This is a genomic window from Thalassospira sp. ABL2_045, from assembly GCF_056161285.1.
The window spans coordinates 595350-617186 of record NZ_JBSWYV010000001.1 but is presented as its reverse complement, the minus strand read 5'-3'; the positions used below and the strand labels follow the sequence as shown (position 1 = coordinate 617186).

Annotated in this window: 21 protein-coding genes and 1 pseudogene; 11 read left to right on the top strand and 11 right to left on the bottom strand. The window is 56.2% G+C overall.

The annotated features are described in order from the left end of the window. Nucleotides 1–4 precede the first annotated feature (4 nt). Nucleotides 5–745 (bottom strand): 3-deoxy-manno-octulosonate cytidylyltransferase, encoded by a 741-nt coding sequence (locus tag ACXAIA_RS02880; RefSeq protein WP_475348015.1) that lies wholly within the window; start codon nucleotides 743–745, stop codon nucleotides 5–7. A gap of 352 nt (nucleotides 746–1097) precedes the next feature. Here ACXAIA_RS02880 and ACXAIA_RS02875 point away from each other — a divergent pair, with 352 nt between their 5' ends. The 4 genes from ACXAIA_RS02875 to ACXAIA_RS02860 all read left to right on the top strand — a co-directional run bounded on the left by ACXAIA_RS02875 (nucleotide 1098) and on the right by ACXAIA_RS02860 (nucleotide 4840). Continuing rightward, nucleotides 1098–1727 carry a c-type cytochrome gene (locus ACXAIA_RS02875; protein ID WP_475348014.1) on the top strand — a complete coding sequence of 210 codons (630 nt, stop codon included), beginning with the start codon at nucleotides 1098–1100 and terminating at the stop codon, nucleotides 1725–1727. 184 nt (nucleotides 1728–1911) lie between these two features. Next, nucleotides 1912–2694 carry a histidinol-phosphatase gene (hisN, locus tag ACXAIA_RS02870; RefSeq protein ID WP_475348013.1) on the top strand — a complete coding sequence of 261 codons (783 nt, stop codon included), beginning with the start codon at nucleotides 1912–1914 and terminating at the stop codon, nucleotides 2692–2694. Nucleotides 2695–2754: 60 nt separating this feature from the next. Then, nucleotides 2755–3540, top strand: a complete 786-nt coding sequence (hisN, locus tag ACXAIA_RS02865) for a histidinol-phosphatase (protein ID WP_475348012.1) — start codon at nucleotides 2755–2757, stop codon at nucleotides 3538–3540. Nucleotides 3541–3622: 82 nt separating this feature from the next. Then, a complete protein-coding gene (locus ACXAIA_RS02860) occupies nucleotides 3623–4840 on the top strand; it encodes a cation:proton antiporter (protein ID WP_475348011.1) in 1218 nt (405 codons plus the stop codon). Nucleotides 4841–4903: 63 nt separating this feature from the next. On the opposite strand, the gene ACXAIA_RS02855 is transcribed toward ACXAIA_RS02860, so the two are convergent. From ACXAIA_RS02855 to ACXAIA_RS02840, 4 genes are all read right to left on the bottom strand, one after another. Beyond that, the gene (locus tag ACXAIA_RS02855) at nucleotides 4904–5563 is read right to left on the bottom strand and encodes a LysE family translocator (protein ID WP_475348010.1); all 660 of its coding nucleotides are present in this window, start codon (nucleotides 5561–5563) and stop codon (nucleotides 4904–4906) included. Next, nucleotides 5560–6060, bottom strand: a complete 501-nt coding sequence (locus tag ACXAIA_RS02850) for a DinB family protein (RefSeq protein WP_475348009.1) — start codon at nucleotides 6058–6060, stop codon at nucleotides 5560–5562. Before ACXAIA_RS02850 ends, ACXAIA_RS02855 begins: the two co-directional genes overlap by 4 nt. A gap of 134 nt (nucleotides 6061–6194) precedes the next feature. Then, nucleotides 6195–8159: a potassium/proton antiporter gene (locus ACXAIA_RS02845; RefSeq protein ID WP_475348008.1), complete on the bottom strand. Its 1965-nt coding sequence runs from the start codon at nucleotides 8157–8159 to the stop codon at nucleotides 6195–6197. A 153-nt stretch (nucleotides 8160–8312) separates the two neighbouring features. Next, the gene (locus tag ACXAIA_RS02840) at nucleotides 8313–8774 is read right to left on the bottom strand and encodes an Lrp/AsnC family transcriptional regulator (protein ID WP_475348007.1); all 462 of its coding nucleotides are present in this window, start codon (nucleotides 8772–8774) and stop codon (nucleotides 8313–8315) included. Between the two features lie 426 nt (nucleotides 8775–9200). Between ACXAIA_RS02840 and ACXAIA_RS02835 the strand changes: the two genes are divergently transcribed. From ACXAIA_RS02835 to ACXAIA_RS02820, 4 genes are all read left to right on the top strand, one after another. Next, the gene (locus ACXAIA_RS02835) at nucleotides 9201–10187 is read left to right on the top strand and encodes a DMT family transporter (RefSeq protein ID WP_475348006.1); all 987 of its coding nucleotides are present in this window, start codon (nucleotides 9201–9203) and stop codon (nucleotides 10185–10187) included. Then, complete coding sequence (locus ACXAIA_RS02830; RefSeq protein ID WP_475348005.1) at nucleotides 10180–11124, top strand: DMT family transporter; 945 nt, start codon at nucleotides 10180–10182, stop codon at nucleotides 11122–11124. The genes ACXAIA_RS02835 and ACXAIA_RS02830 overlap by 8 nt, the downstream gene beginning before the upstream one ends. A 100-nt stretch (nucleotides 11125–11224) precedes the next feature. After that, nucleotides 11225–11986 (top strand): SDR family NAD(P)-dependent oxidoreductase, encoded by a 762-nt coding sequence (locus ACXAIA_RS02825; RefSeq protein WP_475348004.1) that lies wholly within the window; start codon nucleotides 11225–11227, stop codon nucleotides 11984–11986. Nucleotides 11987–12221: 235 nt separating this feature from the next. Continuing rightward, nucleotides 12222–13148: a hypothetical protein gene (locus ACXAIA_RS02820; protein ID WP_475348003.1), complete on the top strand. Its 927-nt coding sequence runs from the start codon at nucleotides 12222–12224 to the stop codon at nucleotides 13146–13148. Nucleotides 13149–13183: 35 nt separating this feature from the next. Here ACXAIA_RS02820 and ACXAIA_RS02815 read toward each other — a convergent pair whose 3' ends face one another. The 3 genes and pseudogenes from ACXAIA_RS02815 to ACXAIA_RS02805 form a co-directional block, all read right to left on the bottom strand. Further along, nucleotides 13184–13471 carry a 4a-hydroxytetrahydrobiopterin dehydratase gene (locus ACXAIA_RS02815; RefSeq protein ID WP_475348002.1) on the bottom strand — a complete coding sequence of 96 codons (288 nt, stop codon included), beginning with the start codon at nucleotides 13469–13471 and terminating at the stop codon, nucleotides 13184–13186. A gap of 68 nt (nucleotides 13472–13539) precedes the next feature. Beyond that, nucleotides 13540–14164: pseudogene (locus tag ACXAIA_RS02810) on the bottom strand (uracil-DNA glycosylase family protein). Nucleotides 14165–14167: 3 nt separating this feature from the next. Continuing rightward, nucleotides 14168–14827 (bottom strand): glutathione S-transferase family protein, encoded by a 660-nt coding sequence (locus ACXAIA_RS02805; protein ID WP_475348001.1) that lies wholly within the window; start codon nucleotides 14825–14827, stop codon nucleotides 14168–14170. Nucleotides 14828–15035: 208 nt separating this feature from the next. On the opposite strand from ACXAIA_RS02805, the gene ACXAIA_RS02800 reads away from it, so the two are divergent. The 3 genes from ACXAIA_RS02800 (at nucleotide 15036) to ACXAIA_RS02790 (ending at nucleotide 18297) form a co-directional block, all read left to right on the top strand. Continuing rightward, the gene (locus ACXAIA_RS02800; protein WP_475348000.1) at nucleotides 15036–16034 is read left to right on the top strand and encodes an alpha/beta hydrolase; all 999 of its coding nucleotides are present in this window, start codon (nucleotides 15036–15038) and stop codon (nucleotides 16032–16034) included. 148 nt (nucleotides 16035–16182) lie between these two features. Next, complete coding sequence (locus ACXAIA_RS02795) at nucleotides 16183–17583, top strand: leucyl aminopeptidase family protein (protein WP_475347999.1); 1401 nt, start codon at nucleotides 16183–16185, stop codon at nucleotides 17581–17583. A 366-nt stretch (nucleotides 17584–17949) separates the two neighbouring features. Next, nucleotides 17950–18297 (top strand): MarR family transcriptional regulator, encoded by a 348-nt coding sequence (locus tag ACXAIA_RS02790; protein WP_475342803.1) that lies wholly within the window; start codon nucleotides 17950–17952, stop codon nucleotides 18295–18297. 272 nt (nucleotides 18298–18569) lie between these two features. Here the strand turns inward: ACXAIA_RS02790 and ACXAIA_RS02785 are convergent, their stop codons facing one another. From ACXAIA_RS02785 to ACXAIA_RS02775, 3 genes are all read right to left on the bottom strand, one after another. After that, nucleotides 18570–19277, bottom strand: a complete 708-nt coding sequence (locus ACXAIA_RS02785; RefSeq protein WP_475347998.1) for a LysE family translocator — start codon at nucleotides 19275–19277, stop codon at nucleotides 18570–18572. A gap of 149 nt (nucleotides 19278–19426) precedes the next feature. Further along, nucleotides 19427–20041: a hypothetical protein gene (locus tag ACXAIA_RS02780; protein ID WP_475347997.1), complete on the bottom strand. Its 615-nt coding sequence runs from the start codon at nucleotides 20039–20041 to the stop codon at nucleotides 19427–19429. A gap of 158 nt (nucleotides 20042–20199) precedes the next feature. Continuing rightward, nucleotides 20200–21834: an ABC transporter ATP-binding protein gene (locus tag ACXAIA_RS02775; RefSeq protein WP_475347996.1), complete on the bottom strand. Its 1635-nt coding sequence runs from the start codon at nucleotides 21832–21834 to the stop codon at nucleotides 20200–20202. Nucleotides 21835–21837 lie beyond the last annotated feature (3 nt).

Sequence of the window (21837 nt, the reverse complement as noted above, 5' to 3'; positions counted from 1 at the left end):
CCAATTACGCGCCCAAGACAAGTCGCGCGCGTTCAAGGTCTTCGGGGGTATCGACCCCCAGCGGCACACCATCGACCAGGGCAACCGCGATCACCATGCCGTTTTCAAGCGCGCGCAGCTGTTCGAGCTTTTCGCGGCTTTCAAGTTCGGCGGGTGGCAGGGTTACAAACCGATCCAGCGCCGCACGGCGATAAGTATAAAGACCGATGTGATGATAAAGCGGCCCGTCGCCATAAGGCGCAGTTGCCCGGGTGAAATAAAGGGCGCGCGCAACACGGCCAGCCCCAAAGGCCGCGACGGCCTTGACCACATTGGGATTGGTGCGTTCTTCGTCGCGTTTGATTTCAGCGGCCAGAGTCGCGATATCGACATCGGGATCGGCCAGCGGTTCAAACACCGCGCGGATATCCGCCGCGTCAATGGTCGGCAGATCGCCCTGCACATTGACCACGGCATCAAACTTGCCGTCGGGATCAAAAGCCTCAAGCGCCTGATGGACGCGGTCCGATCCGCTGGGCAGGTCGGGGTCGGTCAGAACGGCAATACCACCGGCAGCGGTGACCGCATCGGCGATTTCCTGTTCGGCGCAGGCCACCAGAACCGGGCCGATTCCCGCTTCCGTCGCGCGCTTCCAAACCTGAACGATCATTGGTTCGCCACAGATATCGGCCAGCGGTTTATTGGGCAAACGCGTGGACGCCATTCGGGCGGGAATTACAACGACAGGATTGCGCGGGGTCGACATTTCTTCACTCCGTTCAGGCACAAAACACCCGTTTTTTGATCTTGCGCAAAGCGTGATGTGAACAAGCGATGGCAGAACACAGGTATGAATCGGCGCGACATTAGCCGGTTTTGGTGGGCAGGCGAAAGGCGGAATCGTTTTTCAAACAACACTAGACGAAAGTTCTAAAGCATGGATATTCGCCTTGGTGTTTAAGAAAGGTTGATGCAAATCGCTGAAACGTATAGTTTCCCATCAACCAGTTTTGCCAGCGGTTACACGTGTGTTTCTCTTCAATGAGGATTGCCGGAAACGCATGGGTAGAACATAAAGATAAAACCTGAGAGTGATTAGGCTGTAACGGGGTCCCGTCATGAACACGATGGAAATCAACAAGATCGTCGCCGGTGTTATTTGTGCTGTGCTTCTGGTAGTGGTTGTCGGCAAGGTCGGCAGCGCGCTGGTCAGTCCCGAAGAACTGGAAGCACCGGTATATCCGTTCTCTGAAGATGTGATGGCGGGCGCAAGTGCCCCTGCTGCTGCTCCGGCGGCACCAGCTGGTCCGGAACCGATTCTTGCCATGCTGGCTTCGGCCGATATGGGTGACGGCGAGAAAGTCTTCAAGAAATGCGCATCCTGCCATGATGTCGAAAAAGGCGGCCCGAACAAAACCGGCCCGAACCTGTATGGCATCGTTGGTGCGGCCTTTGCCCACAAGGATGACTTCTCCTACTCTGACGGCATGGCCAACCACGGTGGCACCTGGGGCTTTGAAGAGCTGAACGAGTTCCTGTACAAGCCGCGTGACTATATCGATGGCACCAAGATGAGCTTTGGTGGCCTGCGCAAGGCTTCTGACCGTGCTGCGGTTATTGCTTGGCTGAACATCAAGTCCGACAACCCGGTTGCCCTGCCTGATCCGGCCGCAATCGAAGCTGCCGAGGCGGTTGATGAAGCAGCCGAGGAAGCCGGTGACGCCGTTGAGGCAACCACCGCACAGTAATCATATCGCCTGACTGAATATTTCAGGTCAGCACCGATTTTGCAGGGGACAGGAAACTGTTCCCTGTTTGCGTTTGGGGATGTGACCCGGGGGATATCAAAGGGCATCCTTGCGTTCTTGGTGCAAAGCGGAAATAGTACCGGCCATATCCCGCCCGAACACAACCGCTTGCAGGAATGCCTTTATGGAAAATCTCGATCCGTTTTTGGAAATCGCCCACAAGCTGGCCGATGCCGCACGCCCGGTCGTGCGCAAATATTACCGCACTCCGGTCGCGGTTGATGTAAAGGCCGATGACAGCCCGGTGACGATTGCCGATCGCGAAGTCGAACGCACCATGCGCGATATCCTGAATACCGAGTTGCCCGATCATGGCATTCTGGGCGAGGAACATGGCCGGGAAAATGTCGACGCGGAATATGTCTGGGTGCTGGACCCGATTGACGGCACCAAATCGTTTATTTCCGGCAAGCCGAGCTTTGCGACCCTGATCGCACTTTGCCACAACGGCAAACCGGTTCTGGGCATTATCGACCAAGCAATTACCGATGAACGCTGGGTCGGTGTGATGGGCCAGGCAAGCACGATGAATGGTAGCGAAGTCAGCGCGCGCGAATGCGACGACCTGAAAAGCGCGACCTTCTTTACCACCGCACCGGAGCTGTTTGCGGGAGACGCAAAAAAAGCCTATGACGCGGTTTCCAAGGGATGCCGGGTGCCGATGTATGGGGTGGATGCCTATGCCTATGGCCTGACCGCCCTTGGCCTTGCCGATACCGTGGTTGAGATCGGGCTTCAGGCCTATGACTTCTGCGCGCTTGTCCCGGTGGTTGAGGGTGCTGGCGGGGTGATGACCGACTGGGCGGGCAAGCCGCTTGGTATCGACAGTGCCGGTGATGTGGTGGCCAGTGGTGATGCGCGCTGCCATCAGGATGTTCTGACGACCATCAAGGCAGCGATGGCGTGATTTTCGCGCCGCCCCTTGCCCACTAACCCCTGCCCCATACTGCCCGACACAGGATATCTGATGACCAACGACCACCCGTTTCTTGCCATGGCCCACAAGCTTGCCGATGCGGCGCGCCCTGTGCTGCAAAGCTATTACCGCAGGCCGCTTGAAATCGATGAAAAGGGCGATGCCAGCCTTGTCACCGATGCCGACCGGGCGATCGAGCGCACCATGCGCGACCTGATCAATGCGGAACTGCCCGACCATGGCATTCTGGGCGAGGAATACGGGCCGGAAAATCTTGATGCGGAATATGTCTGGATCCTTGACCCGATTGACGGCACCAAGTCGTTCATTACCGGCAAGCCGAGCTTCAATACCCTGATCGCGCTGTGCCGCAATGGCAAGCCGGTGCTGGGTGTAATTGATCAGGCGATCCTGGGTGAACGCTGGATCGGGGTGGAAGGCCAGCCGACGACGTTAAATGGCCAACCGGTCACGGCACGCGAATGCGCGCACCTGAAAGATGCCACCATTTTAACCACCGGACCGGATCTTTTCGTCACCAAAAAGGCCATTGCCGGATATGAGGCGGCTTTTGGCGCAGCCAAACAGCCGATTTACGGCATTGATTCATACGGCTATGGCCTGATTGCCATGGGGTTTGGCGATGTGTTGGTCGAGTCAAACCTGCAGCCCTATGATTTCTGTGCCGCTGTGCCAGTGATCGAGGGGGCCGGCGGTGTGATCACCGACTGGGAAGGCAACAGCCTGACGATTAATAGCGGTGATCTGGTGATTGCCAGTGGCGACAAACGCGCCCATGCCGAGGGGCTTGCGGTCCTGCAAAAGGCCATCGCGTAAGGCCGTTGATGCGCTAACCATTTGGCGATCACGCACCTTTCGGGCAAAATTCACTGATCAGGGCAACAGGTTGGGCAGTGCCATGTTTGAATGGGTGATCATTCTTTTTCTCGGCTCCGGGCTGGTCTATGGGCTGCAATCGCGCCGCCTGCAACGGCGCAATATTTCATCACCGATGATGATGGTGCTGACCGGGATGCTCGTTGCCTTGCCGCTGGGCATCTGGCACGGCGCGCCGATGGATGCGCTTTCGGGCAGCATTCATTTTGCCACCGGCTTTGCCGAGATGACGCTCGCGATCATTTTGTTCCTTGATGCCGCGGTGCTCGATTACCGTAAGGAAAGTGCCGCGCGCAATGTGGCGATCCGGCTTTTGCTGGTGGGGTTGCCGCTGACCATCGGGGTGACGTGGGCCTTTATCGTCGGGCTTGATCCCTCCGTCGGCCTCGTGCCGGCCCTCATCCTTGCCCTTATTGTCAGCCCGACCGATGCCGCGCTTGGCCGACCGGTGCTGGAAAACAAGGGCGTGCCCGATCCGGTGCGCCAGGGCATCAATATTGAAAGCGGGTTGAATGACGGCCTGGTCCTGCCGGTTTTCACAACGGCGGTGTTGCTTGAAGCCAATTTACTCAGTGACGGGCGTCAGGGCTGGGTCGCGGAAGCGCTGCTTGAGATTTCGATTGGCGCTGTCATCGGGGTAGTCTGTGGCTATGTCATTGGTCAGGTGGTCAATCACGCGGTCAGGCACCGCACCATTGTGGCCCGGTTTGAAAGGTTGCTGGGCGTTCTGGCCGCCCTTTTCATTTTCCTGCTGGCCGAGGAACTGGGCGGCAATGGCTTTGTTGCCGCCTTTGCCGGTGGGCTTGCGCTTAATATCTCAAGCGATGCGGTCAAGGATGCGATTGAAAGCTTTGGCGAGGCCGAGTCAGAGCTTCTGACCATGCTGACCTTTTTTGTCTTTGGCCTGATTGTCGTGCCAGCGCTTTATGATGCCTGGACCTGGTCGATGCTGGTGTTTTCCATCGCAAGCCTTGCCATTCTGCGCCCGCTTTGCGTGTGGGTCTGCATGATTGGCAGTCCCTATAGCCTGGGCGAGAAGCTTTATATCGGCTGGTTCGGGCCGCGCGGCATTGCCTCGGTCATTTACATGCTGATCATGGCGACCATGATTGACCCGGGCGAGTTCAGGCCCCTGTTTGCCGCCGGCACCATGATCATTTGCATCAGCATCCTCGCACACGGCATTTCCGCCGCCCCGGCATCGCGGGCACTGGTGCGTTATCTGGCAAGGAAATCCTGATAAGGGATGGTCGGGCGGGGCAGCAAACAAACCACGCCTGCCCCCACACTTGGCCGAGTTTGCTTATTGCTGGGTGATGGCAAGGCGCACGCCAAGGGCGATGAACATGGCGCCAAGCGCACGATGCAGCCACGCGCCGAGTTTGCGGCTGCCCTTGATCCGGCCTGCGGCCGAGGCCACTGCCAAAACCAGCATGCCTTCGACCACAAAGGCGATCAGAAGCACCATCAGACCGAGTAACAAAAACTGAACCGCCCCATTGCCACGTGCGGGATCAATGAATTGCGGCAGGAAGGCCATGAAGAAAATCGCAACCTTGGGGTTCAGCACATCAATCATCACCCCCTGGCGCCAGGCGGCAAAGGCCGTCATCGGTTTGGTTGAAATCGGTGCGGCGGGCGCATCAGATGCTTCATCTGCCTCAGACTTGGCAAAGCTGCTGCGCAGTGCGCCAATGCCAAGCCAGACCAGATAAGCCACCCCGATCCATTTGACGATGGCAAAGGCCAGGGCCGAGGTTGCCAGGATCGCCGAGAGCCCAAAGGTTGCCGCGAGGACATGGACAAAGGCACCGGAAATCACGCCAATCGAGGAGAACAAACCGATCTTGCGCCCATGCACGGCGGTTTGCCCGACAATATAGGCCATGTCCGGCCCGGGCGAGATATTGAGCAGAAGGGCGGCAATCAGAAACGGCGTATAGGCAATGAGAAGCTCGATCATGCCAACAGCTCCCGCCCGAAATAGATCAGATCGATCTCAAGCGGGCCGGAACCCGCTTCGATCAGCATGTTGGACAGCTGGCCGCGATGATGGGTCTGATGGTTAAACATGTGGCCCATGATCAGATCGCGCGGCATGGTATAGGCGCCAGCCGTGACCGACTGATAGGTCAGATCGGATGAGACTTCGGCGTCAGTCAGGTTGCGGGTGAATTCCAGAATGGCCTGATCTTCGGCTTCGCGTGCCGTGCGCAGCTCATCGAAATCTTCATACAGCACGGTATCAAGCGCCATGGTCACCGGACTGCCAAGCAACCGGCCCATCCACAGGCGATCTGCCACGACAAGATGGTTCAGCGTGCGCATGATTGACGGAAAGAAGGTGCGGCGGGGCGCATCCAGTTCGGCCTTTGGCAATTTCGCGCAGGCATCATAGGCATGTTTGTTGGCCCAGATATTGTAATGCGCCATGCGTTCGAAATAGGCCGCACCGTTCATCTTCATTCTCCGTAAAATTGGGGCATCATACCCATATGCTGGGGCAGAATTTATAGCCGTTTTTGCCCGGCCCAAAACCAGTATTCTTGATGCGGGCATTAGACAGGCTAATCAATTAGCAGGGTAAATTGAGCTTATTTGGGCTCGGTCTTTTTGCTGTCTTCTTCGTCTTCAGCAGGTGTCGGGTCCGGATCGGCGTCGTTGGTTTCCGAAACGACAGCCTTTGGCGCGCCTGTCGCATCGACAATGACGGCATCGGCCGGGGTGGTGGTTCTGGCCTGAAGGACTGAGTTCTTTTCAGCCCGCTTGCGTTTTTGCCAGTCCTTCCAGATTTCAAGCAACTCACTGCGTGAGTGGAAAATCGGGATGCGGCGTTTGGGTTTGGTTTTTTGCTGCTCGACCGCCAGGCCGACTTCAATCACACCATGTTCGTCATCGGTGCGGCGCACGATCAGCTCGACCGTGCCATAGGGCAGGCGATCGCCCAGTTCGAGGTCGCCGGCAAGTTCGCGTTCCATGATGGTCGCCACGGTCAGTTCGACGTCATCTTCGTCAACCGCAAAGCCATAAAGGCGCGCGATGTCGGCAATTTTTGTGTCCGCCGGGAAACTGAAATCACCAAACAGTTCGATGTCATTGGCGCCTTCGGCCGGACCGGCAAACAGTTGATCGAGCAGGTCGACATGGCGCGGCGGGGTGATGATATAGACCTGATCGCCTGCCTGAATGGGCCCGGCGGAATGGGGCCGCAGCGACGCACCATCGCGCAAGATCAGGCTGGGGCGTGCCCAGCGCGGAATGCGCTGACCGGTCGCCACCGCACTGGCTTCATGCACGCGATAAACCACGATTTCCTGATTGGCGTTGCCGGGCAATTCCAGATCAATACGGTCCACCGGACCATGGCGCGGCGGCACGATGATACCCAGCCAATTGGCAACCTTGCGGATCGTCCAGCCCTGCAACAGAAGGGATGTGATGACGACGATAAAGGCGGTGTTAAACAAAAGCTGCCCTTCGGGCACGCCTTCGACCATCGGCACGATGGCAAGCAGGATCGACACAGCCCCGCGCAAACCAACCCATGAAATAAAGGCCGTGTCATTGCGCGAGAAGTTAAAGAACATCAGGCACAGCCAGACCGCAACCGGACGGGCAACAAACACCAAAACCAGGGCCAGAATGACGCCCGGAATAATCACCGCGCCGAATTCGGACGGGGTCGCCAGAAGGCCCAGCGTGACAAACATCGCGATCTGGGCCAGCCAGGTGGTGACATGCTGGAAGCGTCGGACCCCGACGCTCATCTGCATCTTGCTGTTGCCGGCATAAAGCCCCGCAACATAGACGGCCATAAAGCCACTGCCGCCCAGGATACTGGTCGCGCCAAACAGGCTGAGTGCCAATGCCATGGTAATGATCGGCACCAGACCGGGTTCAAGTTTGACCCGGTTGATCATCCAGACCAGGGCATAGCCCCCGGCAAGACCGAACACACCGCCCAGCCCAATCTGCAGCACAAAACGTTGGAGGAGTTCCAGCGCGATATTGTCGCCACCGCCAAGGATGATCAGTTCGACCAGCGAGATGGTGAGAAACACCGCCATCGGGTCGTTTGATCCCGACTCAACTTCAAGCGTGCTGCGCGTGCGATCACGCAGATTGATGCCGCCCACGCGCAACAGGAAAAACACCGCCGCCGCATCGGTGGAACTGACAATCGCGCCAAACAAAAGTGCCACCAGCCAGGGCACATCGAGCACCAGCCAGGTGACCCCGCCAATCACGCCGGTGGTGATCAGCACCCCGAATGTCGCCAGAACAAGCGATGGCCCGGCCGCGATTTTCAGCGTTCGAAACTGGGTTTCAAAACCACTGTCAAACAGGATCAGGACGAGTGCGATGGAGCCGATGAAATAGGCCAGCGGCGCATTGTCGAACATGATGCCGCCAATGCCATCTTCGCCCGCCCCAAGACCAACAAACAGAAACACCAGCAGCAAGGGTGCGCCGACCCGGAAGCTGACCAGACTGGTGAAAACAGCAACCACCACCAGAATCGATGCAATCAGGATCACCAGATTCATCGATTCAATCATTTCGGGGGCTCCTGTTTTCGGATCTCACAATGGGCGGATCAAGCTGTTCGTTGGCAACTCACAAAGCAATAACACTCAGATACTTAGGAAATGATGACCGGCAATGCCATCACCCGGCTTTTCATCAAAATATTTCCGGGTGGCGTAAATCGATCAGTCGTTTTCGGCTTCTGCTGGAACAAACAGCGTTTCCTTTGACGTCGACAAGGCGATTTCCGGCAGAACTTCTACAACACCGGGCATTTCCTTGATCGTGTCGGAAATAAACGATTCCAGATGGGCAGTATCACGCAGGCGCAGTTTGACGAGAAAATCAAAGCGTCCGGTCATGTGATGACATTCGAGCACTTCATCGGCCTTGATCAGGGATTTTACCAGTTTCTTGTTGCCCTTGGCCGGGTCGGTGCGCAGCCAGACCAGCGCGGTCAAGGCACGTCCAATCGCCCTGGGATCCACCGAAATACGATAGGCCTGAATAACCCCCTGTTCGCGCAGTTTGCGCACACGATCATTCACTGCAGAGACCGACAGGCCGACCTTGGTTCCCAAAACCGAATAGGACAGCGACGCATCTTCCTGCAGGATGTCGATCAGTTTGCGATCAATTGCATCCATTAATCTTCCCCCTGAATGGATTTGATGGCGTTGATCTTACACGAAAAACGGCCTCACGCGAACTGTTCGCCAAATTTGCCGAGGCTGCCATGCGCAATCACCATGGCATATCAACGTGCGGGTGCTGGATTTTTTCCGGGCAGGTGCGTAGGGTCAAAACTCATGTCCATGACCGACCCGGCAACTGATATGAGAGAAAAAGCTAGGAAAAGTCCGCAGAGCGGGGTGATCCCCGGTCGAGGGGTTTGACGCAGAGGCTTTCTCTCATATCAGTTGTCCTTCGGATCACCCGGATTTGAACGGGCAATTTTGTCGCAAAAATTTGAAAGAACTAGATCTTCCTAAGGTTTCGCTCCGCATATCCGCACAAATCCGGGAGACCGGGACGATTATGGACATGGGTTTTGACCCTAACCTATAAATGTAATGATTTTACCTCGCGCTACTTCTGACAATGCAGCCCTGATGGGCGCCCTGTTGATGATCAGTGCTGCAATGTGTTTTGCGGTAATGGCCGTTTTCATCCGCTATGTCACAGCCGACCTTCACCCGTTCGAAGCATCGTTTTTCCGTAACCTGTTCGGTTTGTTGCCGATGGTGCCCTGGATGGTGCGTCACGGGCGGAGCGGACTAAAGACCGAGCGGTTCAAGCTGCATTTCCTGCGCGGTTTGCTTGGTTTCGGGGCAATGTCCTGCATCTTTACCGCCCTTTCGCTGTCGCCAGCCGCACAGGTTATTGCGATCAACTTTACCCTGCCGATCCTGACCACGGTTCTTGCCGCCATTGTTGTGCGTGAAACCGTGCGTGCGCGGCGCTGGAGTGCGATTGCAATCGGCTTTGTCGGGGCGATGGTTGTTATTCGCCCGTTTGGCCAAAGCCTTGAGACCGGTGCGATCCTGGCCCTTGGCGCGACAGTTTTCATGGCGTGTGCGATGACGACGGTGAAGATGCTTTCGCGGACCGAAAGTGCCAATGCCATCGTGACATGGATGGGCCTGATCATGACGCCTTTGTCATTGGTCCCGGCGCTGATGTATTGGCAGGGACCGACCATGTGGCAGATGTTCATCCTGCTGGTGATTGCGGTTGCTGGCACCGCCGGGCAGCAATTGCTGGTCCGGGCCTATCGCACGGCCGATCAGTCCTATGTCATGATCTTTGACTTCCTGCGCCTGCCGTTTGTGGCAGCCCTTGCCTATATCATGTTTGGCGAGGTGGTGGATTTCTGGACCTGGGCGGGGGCGGCATTGATCATTGGATCGGCGCTTTATATCGCGCGGCGCGAGGCAGTGTTGGCCAAACGGGCCAAGACACAAACCCGGCTTCCGACCACAGCCCCGGCCGACCCGCAAGCCATACCGGCCACCAAGATTGATCGCAACGGGCCGGTGAAAGATCAACCCGATGCGTAACTGGTTCAATTCCCTGCCGCCTTATTTGCAGGCAACGGCGTTCGGGTTGATGGCATCGTTCAGTGCGGCGGTGTTTTCGGTGTTTGTCCGCCTTGCGACCGAGCATATTCACCCGCTTCAGGCGGTGTTTTTCCGAAATTTCTTTGGGCTTTTATTCATTGCACCACTTGCGCTTCGCGCCGGCCTGACGCCGCTTAAAACCAAACGTTTCCCGATGTTTTGTTTGCGCGCGGTGCTGTCGATGGGGGCGATGAGCTTCTGGTTTTCGGCCATTGCCTATATGCCGCTCGCCGAGGCGACCGCGCTTAACTTTACCGTGCCACTGTTTGGCACCATTCTGGCCGCGATCTTTCTGGGCGAGACAATCCGCAAATACCGGATCGCTGCCCTTCTGGTCGGGTTTTGCGGAGTGTTGGTCATTATCCGACCGGGTGATGAGACCGTGCAACTGGCAAGCCTGTTTCCGATTGCAGCTGCGATCTGCATGGCATCGGCCGGCATGACGATCAAATCGCTTTCGCGGACGGAAAACCCGACCACCATCATTCTTTACATGATGGTGCTGACAACCCCGATGACCCTGATCCCCGCACTTTTTGTCTGGCAGACGCCAAGCCTTGAGACGATCTTGTTGATGGTGGCGGGCGCGTTCATGGCCAACCTGACGCAGATCGGCAATACCAATGCGTTTCGGGTCTATGATTACGGCTTTGTCGTCGGGTTCAATTACCTGCGCCTGCCGTTTGTGTCGGTCATTGCGTTGGTGATATTTGGTGAAATTCCCGAAATCTGGCTTCTGCCCGGGGCGGTTCTGATTGTCGGATCCGCGCTTTATATCGCGCGACGCGAAGCAAAACTTAACCGCGAAGCCAACCGCATCAAGCGCGGACCATCGGCCACGGCAAGCGATCTTGATCCGCCGTCCTCGACGAAGTAGCCGTTTGACACCATCAGAATAGCCCTTGCTGCCAAAAGATATAATTTGGTATACAAATACCAAATTAATCAGAAATACATGCGTCTGGAGGCTTCACGTCATGCAAATCAAGGGTTCGATTGCCATTGTTACCGGGGCTGCGTCCGGGCTTGGGGCGGCGACGGCAGAGACACTGGCAAATGCCGGGGCAAAGATTGCGGCCTTTGATCTGAATGAAGACGGGGCCAAGGCGACAGCGGCCAAACTTGGCGGTGTGGATTATGGCGTTGATGTTTCCAATGCAGAAAGTGTCGAGTACGCGATTTCCGAAGTGGTCAAGGAGATCGGTATTCCGTCGATCCTTGTGAACTGTGCCGGGATCGTGCATGGCGAGCGAACTGTCGGGCGCGAAGGCCCGGCCGATCTTGAAGCCTTTTCCAAGGTGATCACGGTCAATCTGATCGGCACATTTAACATGATGCGGGTTGCCGCTAATGCGATGAGCCAGAACACCCCATCAGAATCCGGCGAGCGCGGGGTGATTATCAACACCGCATCGATTGCGGCATTTGAAGGCCAGATCGGACAGGCCGCCTATGCCGCGTCCAAGGGCGGGGTGGCGTCGCTGACCCTGCCGGCCGCGCGTGAATTGGCGCGCCATGGCATTCGGGTGACATCCATCGCACCGGGTCTGTTTGGCACGCCGATGTTGATGGGTCTGCCGAATGAAGTTCAGGAAAGTCTGGCGGCCAATACGCCGTTCCCGAAACGCCTGGGCGATCCGTATGAATATGGCCGTCTGGCGATGCATATCTGTGAAAATGAAATGATCAATGGCGAGACCATTCGCATTGATGGCGCGGTCCGGCTGGAACCGAAATAGTCCCACACGATTTCGCTTCTTTCTCACCGCAGCCAACGCGCCCTGCCGACCCCCAGCGGCAGGGCGTATTTTATTGCGCCCGTTTCAGGCTAGCAGTGTCAGTTGCTTCTCAATGTTCCTTGAAACCATCAATGGCCATCCAATATACCCAAAAGGGCATTATAAACCTTCTTAAGTAATAATATAAAATGCTGCTCATTCGTGCGTGACCAACGACGTGACAGGATGACGATCAATGAATTGTTTTCTCAGGCGCTCGGCGTTTGCAACGTTCGTGTTTTTGTTGTTCTGCAATGTGCAAAGCGCGCATGGGAGTGAAACTCTTGATGTCGTTTATCCCTTGCGCGTTGCACACGAAAAAGGTCCGCACGATTTCGTAAAAGAAACACTCAAACTCGTGCTTCAAAAGTCAGGCGTGCCATTTCACTTGCGTCCGTCGGCCACACCAATGCAACAGACTAGGGCCGTAAAGGAACTGCAGGAACATGAAGAGCTAACTATTCTCTGGGCTGGAACAAGCCCAGAACTCGAAAGAAAATTTCTTCCGATCCGTGTACCCATTATGCGAGGACTTCTTGGGTATCGGCTATTTATCATCCACCGCGACCAACAACCCGTTTTTGATAAAATCAGGACAATTGAACAGCTTTGGTCGATGCATGCGGGTCAGGGACTGGGATGGTCAGATATCAGGATTCTGGAGAATGCCAACCTAACGGTGACCGAAGCACCTTATGAACTTATCTTTAAGCTCATAGACATCGGGAGACTGGATTATTTTCCACGCGGGCTATTGGAAATAGGACCAGAATTAAGAGAGTTCGGTCGCGACAATCCCAATATTACAATCGAAAAACGCCTGCTACTTGTATATCCGTTCTCAATGTTCTTTTTTGTTAATCGTGAAAATACAGCACTAGCTGATGCCATCTCGCGCGGATTTGAAGTTGCATATGCCGACGGCTCATTTGAGCGATTATTCAATCAGCATCCAAATATTCGGTCCGCTTTACAAATGGCGGACATATCAAACCGAAATAGAATTGATATCCCAAATCCATTCACGACACCTGAAACCAGTCAAATCCCGGATCGGTACTGGTACAAAAACGACCTGCATTCCTATCACGAAGGTGCATTTACGAACGACATGACGGATTAGGGGGTCGAGGTTGAGCCTATGAGCGCGTTTTCATTCTAACTTTTTATAGAATCGATGAAGCGGGCGAGATCAATGTCCTTTTGCGTGACACCACCGTCGCTATGCGTGGTCAGAGTGACATCGACCTTGTTATAGACATTGAACCATTCGGGATGGTGATCCATTTTTTCGGCCATCAGGGCGACCCGGCTCATGAAGCCAAAAGCGGCATTGAAATCACGGAATTTATAGCTGCGTTTAATTGAGAGGCCGTCATCGGCAAGCGTCCAGTCCGGAAGATCGGTCAGGGCGGTTTCGATGGTGGATGTGTCGAGTTTGACCATGGGGTGTGCCTCCTTCTTTCAAAGTCATGCCGCATTGAAACATATGATCGGCCACAGCCCAAATCGACCTAGCCGAGCAGGCTGCGTACCCGGCTTTGCAAGACTGGCAGAAGGTCGCTTTCAAACCACGGGTTCTTTTTCATCCAGGCGGTGTTGCGCCAGCTTGGATGGGGCATGGGCAAAATATCTTCGCCGAGGAACGCGTCAAAGCGATGGACCGTTTCGGTCATGGTCTTGGCGCGCCGCTTGCCGAGATAGCGGGCTTGGGCATATTGCCCGATCAGAAGCGTCAGGCCGATATTGGCGCAGCGCATCATGCCAGGTCGGGGCGCATTCCGGGCGCGGTGGCAGATCCCCACCGCGCTCAAAACGGCCGGGATAGCAAAAGCCCATCGGCATGATGGCGAGCTTGGCCGGATCGTAAAAATCATCGTCTGATAACCCCAGCCAGTCGCGCAACCGATCCCCCGATGCGTCATTCCACGGCAGGCCGGTTTCGTGCACGCGCGTACCGGGCGCCTGCCCGATCACCAGAATGCGCGCCGTCTTTGCCATGCGGACAACCGGGCGCGGACCAAGCGGCAACTCCCCGGCACAGATACGGCACGCGCGGACCTCTGCCAACAGCTGATCAAGGGCGGCGTCGCCGCCCATCGGATCAATTTCGGGCAGTTTTCCACTTAGCCCGGGCATGAGTTATTCGACCTCTTCTTCCGCGATCACCCATTCTTCTGCGGCGGCGGCTTTGTACCATTCCTGCATATCTGGCAGGGCAAGAATGGCTTCCATATAGGCATTGCCGATCGGATCGAGCGTCACGCCATAGGTTTTGAACCGCGAAACCACCGGGGCATACATGGCATCGGCAATCGAGAAATGGCCAAACAGGAAATCACCACCCTGCCCGTACCCCGTGCGGCACATCTTGAAGATTTCGCCGATGCGGTTGATGTCCTTATCAACACCCGGATTGCGGCCAAGACCCGGAAGACTTTTGCGGCAATTCATTGGCATGGAACTGCGCAGCGCGCCAAAGCCGCCATGCATTTCAAGCGCGACCGAACGGGCAATGGCGCGCACATCAATATCAAGCGGCCAGAGCATGGTGTCTGGCTGGTGATCTGCGATGTATTCAAGAATGCCAAGGGCCTCCCAGATGGTTTTGCTGCCGTCAAAGAAGGCCGGGACCTTGGCACTGGGCGAGAAGACCGGGGCCTTGGCCGCCCATTCCTCTGTACGAAGCGGGACCAGCTTTTCCTCGAACGCGACCCCGGCAACGCGCAGGCCAAGCCAGGCGCGCAGTGACCAGGAGGAATAGTTTTTATTGCCGATATAAAGAACGGGAAGGTTTTGCATGGCAGGCCCTTTGGATCGGTTTGCGGGTGGCGCGGCTGACGCGGGTGACGCGGTCGATCACTATCAGCGGTTTGCAGGCTCCATTCAAGAACGAGGTCGCATCAGCGGCATGGAATTTTGATTATCGTTTTGGGCTTCCAGAACGTCTTCACTGACAGGACTTCATTTAATTGAGGGCCTGTGAGGATTCCGCTTTTACGAGGACAGCATGCTGCATTCGATCATCAGGATATTGGTTATTGCCACAGGTATCCTGACCCTTGCCCCTGCGCCAAAGGCCCAGGAAGTAACATCACCTGATCACCAAGACACCGTGCGCGAGATGGAACCGACCGTGCGGATTTACGAGCATGTCATTCATTCCGACATCCTCGAACGTGATGTCCGGCTTCTGGTCTGGAAACCCGATCAGGCCGCGCCCGAAAGCGGATATCCGGCCATTTACAGCTTTGACGGCGAGACCTCTATCACGCTTTTCAGTGAGATGAGCGCGCAAATGGAAGGCCTTGGCAAACGCTATGGGCTGGTGGCACCGCTTATTGTCGGATTTGCCGAAATGCCGGGTGCACGCAGCATGGATGGCAGGACATATGACTATACGCCCTTTGCTGAGACCTATGACTTGCATGAACGGCCCAATGGGCTTGCATGGCCGGAACTTGGCGGCGGGGACCGGTATCTTGATGCGGTCATAGATGAGTTCAAACCGTTTATTGCCACGCATTATGCCATTGACCAGAGCCGCGAAACCCTGTTTGGGCATAGTCTTGCCGGGATGATGACGCTTCATAGCCTGGCCACACGCCCCGATGCGTTTGATGCCTATGTCGCTGTCAGCCCGTCTCTGTGGTTTGATACAGCCAGACGGTTTGAAGAAATCAGCGCGTTGCTTGCCGACCCGGCTTTTGCCCCGAAGCATCCGGTGCCGCTTATCCTGACCGTCGGGTCGATGGAATCAGGCCTGATGCCGTGGGATGATTATCTGTCTGAGGCGGCGCGCGCCAAGCGCCTGGTCTGGAAAAAGCGCAATGCGATGGTCGAAAACGCAGAAGCCATGGCGGCCCTGATCAGTGAAAAGGGTGCTGCCAAAATCGATCTCGACTTCGCCCTGCTGGCGGGGGAAAACCATCACAGCGCTAAACCAATCACCATGAACCGGGCGATCATGCTGTCCATGACGCCGGACCAGGATCAGACCCACGACTAAGCCTGACGCCATCCAAGGCATGAACATCAAACCCCGCGGACCTCTGGTTGGCGGGGTTTTCGTTTCTGGAATTGCTCTTGCCCGGAGCGGCCCGTAAGATCACCTGAACGCCAATATTCTCACTATGCCACCAGCAGGAAATCATAAATTGTACGACCACATTATTGCACACGATCCTTCTGCCAACCCGACCCCGATCACCCCGATCCTTGAAAGCGGTTTTGAAAGCTGGCTTGCCAAGCAGTCCGATGCCGCCAAGTCATGGATCACTGCAAACGGCTTTGAAGGCAAGCGTGGTACACAGCTTTCCCTGCCCGGTGCGGATGGCTCGGTCGGGTCGGTTTTGATCGGCTACGTCGATGATGCCAAGGCGATCTGGGATTTTGCCGGTTTGCCCAATGCCCTGCCCGCCGGGACCTATGCGCTTTCAGATGATCTGGCCAAGCAAGATGATCTTTATGAGAAGGCAGCGCTTGGTCTTTATCTGGGCGGGTATCGGTTTGATCGTTATCGCAAGGATGATGGCAAGAAAGACAAGCGCGCCAAATTTGCCCTGCACGATATTGATGCGGCCAAACGCGCCGAAAACGTTGCGCGCGGCATCGGGCTTGCGCGCGATCTGATCAATGTGCCGGCCAATGACATGGGCCCGGCCGAGCTTGAAGCTGCGGCCACAGCGCTGGGTCAGGAATTTGGCGCCAGGGTCAGTGCGATTGTTGGCGAGGACCTGCTTAAGCAAAACTACCCGGCCATTCACACGGTTGGCCATGGCAGTGATCGTGCGCCCCGCCTGATTGATCTTAAATGGGGTGATGAAAAGGCGCCGAAGATCACGCTGGTCGGTAAGGGTGTGTGCTTTGACACCGGCGGCTATGACCTTAAACCATCCAGCAACATGATCCTGATGAAAAAGGATATGGGCGGTTCGGCACAGGTTTTGGGACTGGCGCACATGATCATGGCAGCAAACCTTCCGGTGCGGTTGCGCGTTCTGATCCCGGCGGTTGAAAACATGGTTTCGGGTCGCGCCTATCGCCCGAGTGACATTTTGCAAACCCGCAAGGGCATCACCGTCGAGGTTGGCAATACCGATGCCGAGGGACGCATTGTACTTTCCGATGCCCTGACCGAGGCCGCATCGGAAGACCCCGACATGCTGCTTGATTTCGCGACCCTGACCGGGGCGGCGCGCGTCGCACTTGGTCTTGGTTTGCCAGCACTCTTTTCCAACGATGATGATCTGGCCAATGGCTTGATGGAAACGGGCCTGGCTGAAAATGATCCGCTGTGGCGTTTGCCGCTGTGGGAAGATTATCGCAGCCAGCTTGATAGCAAGGCGGCGGACATGAACAACATTTCCGGCAGCCCGTTTGGCGGGGCGATCATTGCTGCCCTGTTTCTTGACCGCTTTGCCGAGGGGGCAAAAAGCTGGGCGCATATCGATCTGATGGCCTGGAACCCATCAGATCGTCCGGGCCGCCCGACAGGCGGCGAAGCACAAGGCATCCGGGCCGCCTTCAAGCTGATCAAGAATCGTTACGGTAAGTAAACCAAACCAAGAGCCTTATCCATCCAGGTTGGATCGGTTGTGTTCTCGTTCGTCGAACGGTTTGGCAAGGCACAGGACGCAGGGCGATGCGGCGCATCGTTCAAGCGGTGTAACCATGCGAAACCTCGACAAACGACACCCTGCGGGCCGGGACGTTCATTCGCCCCGCTGCGTCAACGACCTTGCCCGTAGCGCCGCTACGCGCTGCGATCGTTTCCTTGCCGGACAAAAGAACGCCTCCGGCGCAACCGGTTCAACCTGGAAGGAAAAGGCTCCAATTGAAATTTCGCAATTACACCTTTGACATCACGGCAGGGGTCAGGTAGAGATTACGTATTCGTAACAAATAAATTGTTGGGCACAAACATGTCGATCGAGATCAAACCGTCTCAGGCGCTTGACCTTTGGCGTATCGCGATTGTTGAAAGTGTGCGTCGGGATTCCCCCGACCTGTCGGCCCGACAAATGGCCTTGTTGCTGAGCGTTTACCTGACCCCCGCCCCGCATACGGTACGCGGCCTTTCCGAAGCGCTGAATATTTCCAAACCCGCCATTACCCGCGCCCTTGATCGTCTGAGCTCGCTTGGCATGGTCAAACGTAAGGTCGATGAAGATGATCGCCGCTCGGTTCTGGTGCAGCGTACGGTCAAGGGATCGGTCTTCCTGCGTGAATTCGGCGATATCATCGTTGGCGCCGGTCTTGAGACCGAATGATCCGGTTGTAAAACAAATCCGCCAGCATTTGGACGCGTATCACAACAGCGAAAAACGCCCGCATCCAAGGCCCTGCCTTGCGAAATTGCCCTTTTAGGGCAGTAAATCTTCCCAATTTTAAATGCGTGACATCTGATATGGCGAAAAATCGCTATATACAGACTGGTTGGTCCGTAATTTATGCAGTCACAGCTGCCAGTAACGCGCGCTTTCTTCTTTCTTTATCAACGCATTATCCCCGACATAAGGGACCCACGCCGCGTCTGCGGGTATTATTCGGCCGACGGCTGATTGAAAGCCGGTTGTGGGATCGGATGGGGCCCGGCCATGGTTTCTGGCATCTCAATCAGGGCCAAAAGGCCAGCAGCGACGATCAAAACGCCCCCGGACAGCCGGGCAATGACGTTTACGCCACCGCGCTTGACCAGCCAGGGCATGACCCGGGCGGCCCCGATCGCGTAAATCATTACGAAACTGTAATCAAGAAACACGAAAGTCGCGCCAAGGATCAGCAGTTGGGATATGAGCGGTTGGCTCGGATCGACGAATTGTGGAAACAGGGCCCCGAAGAAGGCAATCGCCTTGGGGTTACCGGCCGCGACCAGAAAACCTTCGCGAAACAGACGCAGGGTATTTGCCGGTTCAAAGCAGGTCTGGTTATTCGTTTCGGACCCGGTTTTGATAATGATTTCCGTGGGTTTACGAAAGAATGACATCAAACCGATCACCAGAAGAAACCCAACCCCGCACCATTTGACAATCGCAAAGGCGGTTGTTGAGGTTGCCAGGATCGCCCCAACACCAAGCGCTGCAATCAGCATCTGGATCATGTTGGCGGTGACATCGCCCAAGGCGGTCATCAGGGTTGGGCGCGCGCCGTAGCGCAAAGCATGCGACATCCCGATCAGGATGCTGGGGCCTGGGGTCAGGACAAGCAGAAAGACCAGCAGGGTAAAACTGAGCCAGATTTCAAAGGACATGTTTGGGGCAACTCCGGTGACGAATGCCTACCGGATATCACACCTCCGATCACAGACAAGTGCCGTATCGGCAATGGGCCATGCGTGCATCGCACAAGGGTAAGGCAGCGCGGCCATGTCTAGGTGGATTTGCGCTGTGCGTGCAGCCCTTAGGGCCGCTTGTTGTCGCCCGGCCAAAAGTCGTAGAACATCCGAATCTGTACCGAGCGCAGGGTATCGGGCGGCAGGATATTCTGGCCGGTGCGCAGAAGCTTGTTCTGAAGGGCAGCGAAATAACGGTTGCTTGCCGGCTGGAACGGGTTGAAGGGCGGTTCCTTGACGATTTCCTCGCCATTTTCTTCAGCCGCTTCGGCAGCCTCGGCTTCGGCGACGAGCTCTTCCTCGGTCTTGGGCGGCGGGGGCGGCAGCAGATCAGGCGCGGTATATTTAAAGCCGCGCTTGCCCGGCTCGCGGCTTTCATAACGCTGCTCGGTATCGCGATACATCAGGCGTTGCAGATCAACCAGAAAGGCGTTGATTACCTTGGGCAGGCGCTGTTCGATGACATCGACCGCCTGACGCGAGGTGGCTTCGAGCCATATGGTAAAGACGACCTGGCGGATGGTGCCGCTTTTGCGCAAAACCACGGTCAGGGATACCGGATCGGGCACCACAACGGTGTCGGGAATTTCAGGAACAGCGGGTTCTTCGGGCTCTTCGGTTCCCGCTTCATCCGTCGGAGTATCGGCAGCGCTCGCCGATGGCATATCTACTGAAAACAACATAAAGGCCATCACGATAATCAGTACGTGGCCCCAAAGACGGTGTCCGGTTCGATTTTTCATCGCACGTGACAACATATCTACCCTTAAACCTGCCTTCGCAGTCCTTCTATTCCAGCCGTTCATGTGGGTTGTAACCGATCACATACGAGATGACAGCCCTAGTTACTGACAAATTCTGTCCCGGCGGCCTTGAGATCAAGGGCTGCTGCCAGAAGGGCCTTGGTATAGGGCTCGCGCGGGTTGTCAAACACATCGGCAGCCGCACCGCTTTCGACCAGTTTACCCCCCTGCATGACCATGACACGGTGTGACAACGCACGCACAACGCGCAAATCATGACTGATGAACAAGTATGCCATTTTATGGCGTGCCTGCAAATCGCGAAGTAATTCAACGATTTGCGCCTGTACCGACATATCAAGCGCAGAGGTCGGTTCATCCAGTACGATAAAGCGCGGTTTCAGGACCAATGCGCGGGCAATTGAAATGCGCTGACGCTGCCCGCCGGAAAATTCGTGCGGATAACGGTCCATGGCATTTTGCGGCAGGTCGACCTCTGACAATGCCTCGGCAATGCGGGCTTCGCGTTCGGCCTTGGAAAGGGTTGGCTCATGGATTTCAAGCCCCTCGCCAACGATCTGGGCGATCGACATGCGCGGGCTGAGCGAGCCGAACGGATCCTGGAACACGACCTGCATATCCCGGCGGAGCTTGCGCAAATCCGCCCCGGCAAAGCCACGAATGTCTTCCCCGCCAAAGCGGATATCACCGCTTGATTTCAAAAGCCTGAGGATCGCCATGGCAAGCGTGGTCTTGCCCGAGCCGCTTTCCCCAACAATGCCAAGCGTTTCGCCCTGTTTCAGCGTCAGTGAAATCTGATCAACGGCATTGAGGTAGTGATCCGGACGGCCCAGGATGCCCTTGCGGCCAATCGGGAACTGCACATGAATGTTGCTGGTTTCAAGTAACTCGGTCGCGTTTTCGGGCAGTGCGGGCGCCTGACCACTGGGCACGGCAGAGAGCAGCTTTTTGGTATAGGCGTGCTTGGGTGCTTCAAATAGCGCGTGGGCTTCGCCAGCCTCAACAATTTCGCCGTCCTTCATGACACAGACGGTTTGCGCCATTTTCTGAACGATCTGCAGATCATGGGTGATCAGCAACAGCGCCATGCCGAGCTTGCTTTGCAGATCGTTGAGCAGTTCAAGGATCTGCGCCTGAATGGTGACATCAAGGGCCGTGGTCGGCTCATCGGCAATAAGCAATTCCGGCTCGTTGGCAAGGGCCATGGCGATCATCACACGCTGGCGCTGCCCGCCGGAAAGTTCATGCGGCAGGGCCTTGAGCCGGGAGGCCGGATCGGGAATGCCCACCAGCTCGAGCAGTTCAAGAATACGTGCACGCGCCTTGGATCCGCTCAGGCCCTTGTGGAGCATCAAGACTTCGCCGATCTGCTTTTCGATATTGTGCAGCGGGTTCAGCGAGGTCATCGGTTCCTGAAAGATCATGGAAATCCGGTTGCCACGGATCTTGCGCAGTGGGCGTTCCTTGGCCCCGACCATTTCCTGTCCGTCAAAGATGATCGAGCCGGACGGGTGGCTGGCGCGCGGATAGGGCAGCAATTGCAGGATCGAAAGGGCGGTGACCGATTTGCCCGAGCCACTTTCACCGACAAGCGCCATGGTCTGGCCGCGCTCAAGGCTAAAGGACACGTCCTTTACCGCCGTGGTATCGGCGAACTTGACCGAGAGGTCCTTGATGGTCAGGAGCGGTTGATTGTCTGTCGTTGAGGTCATTTC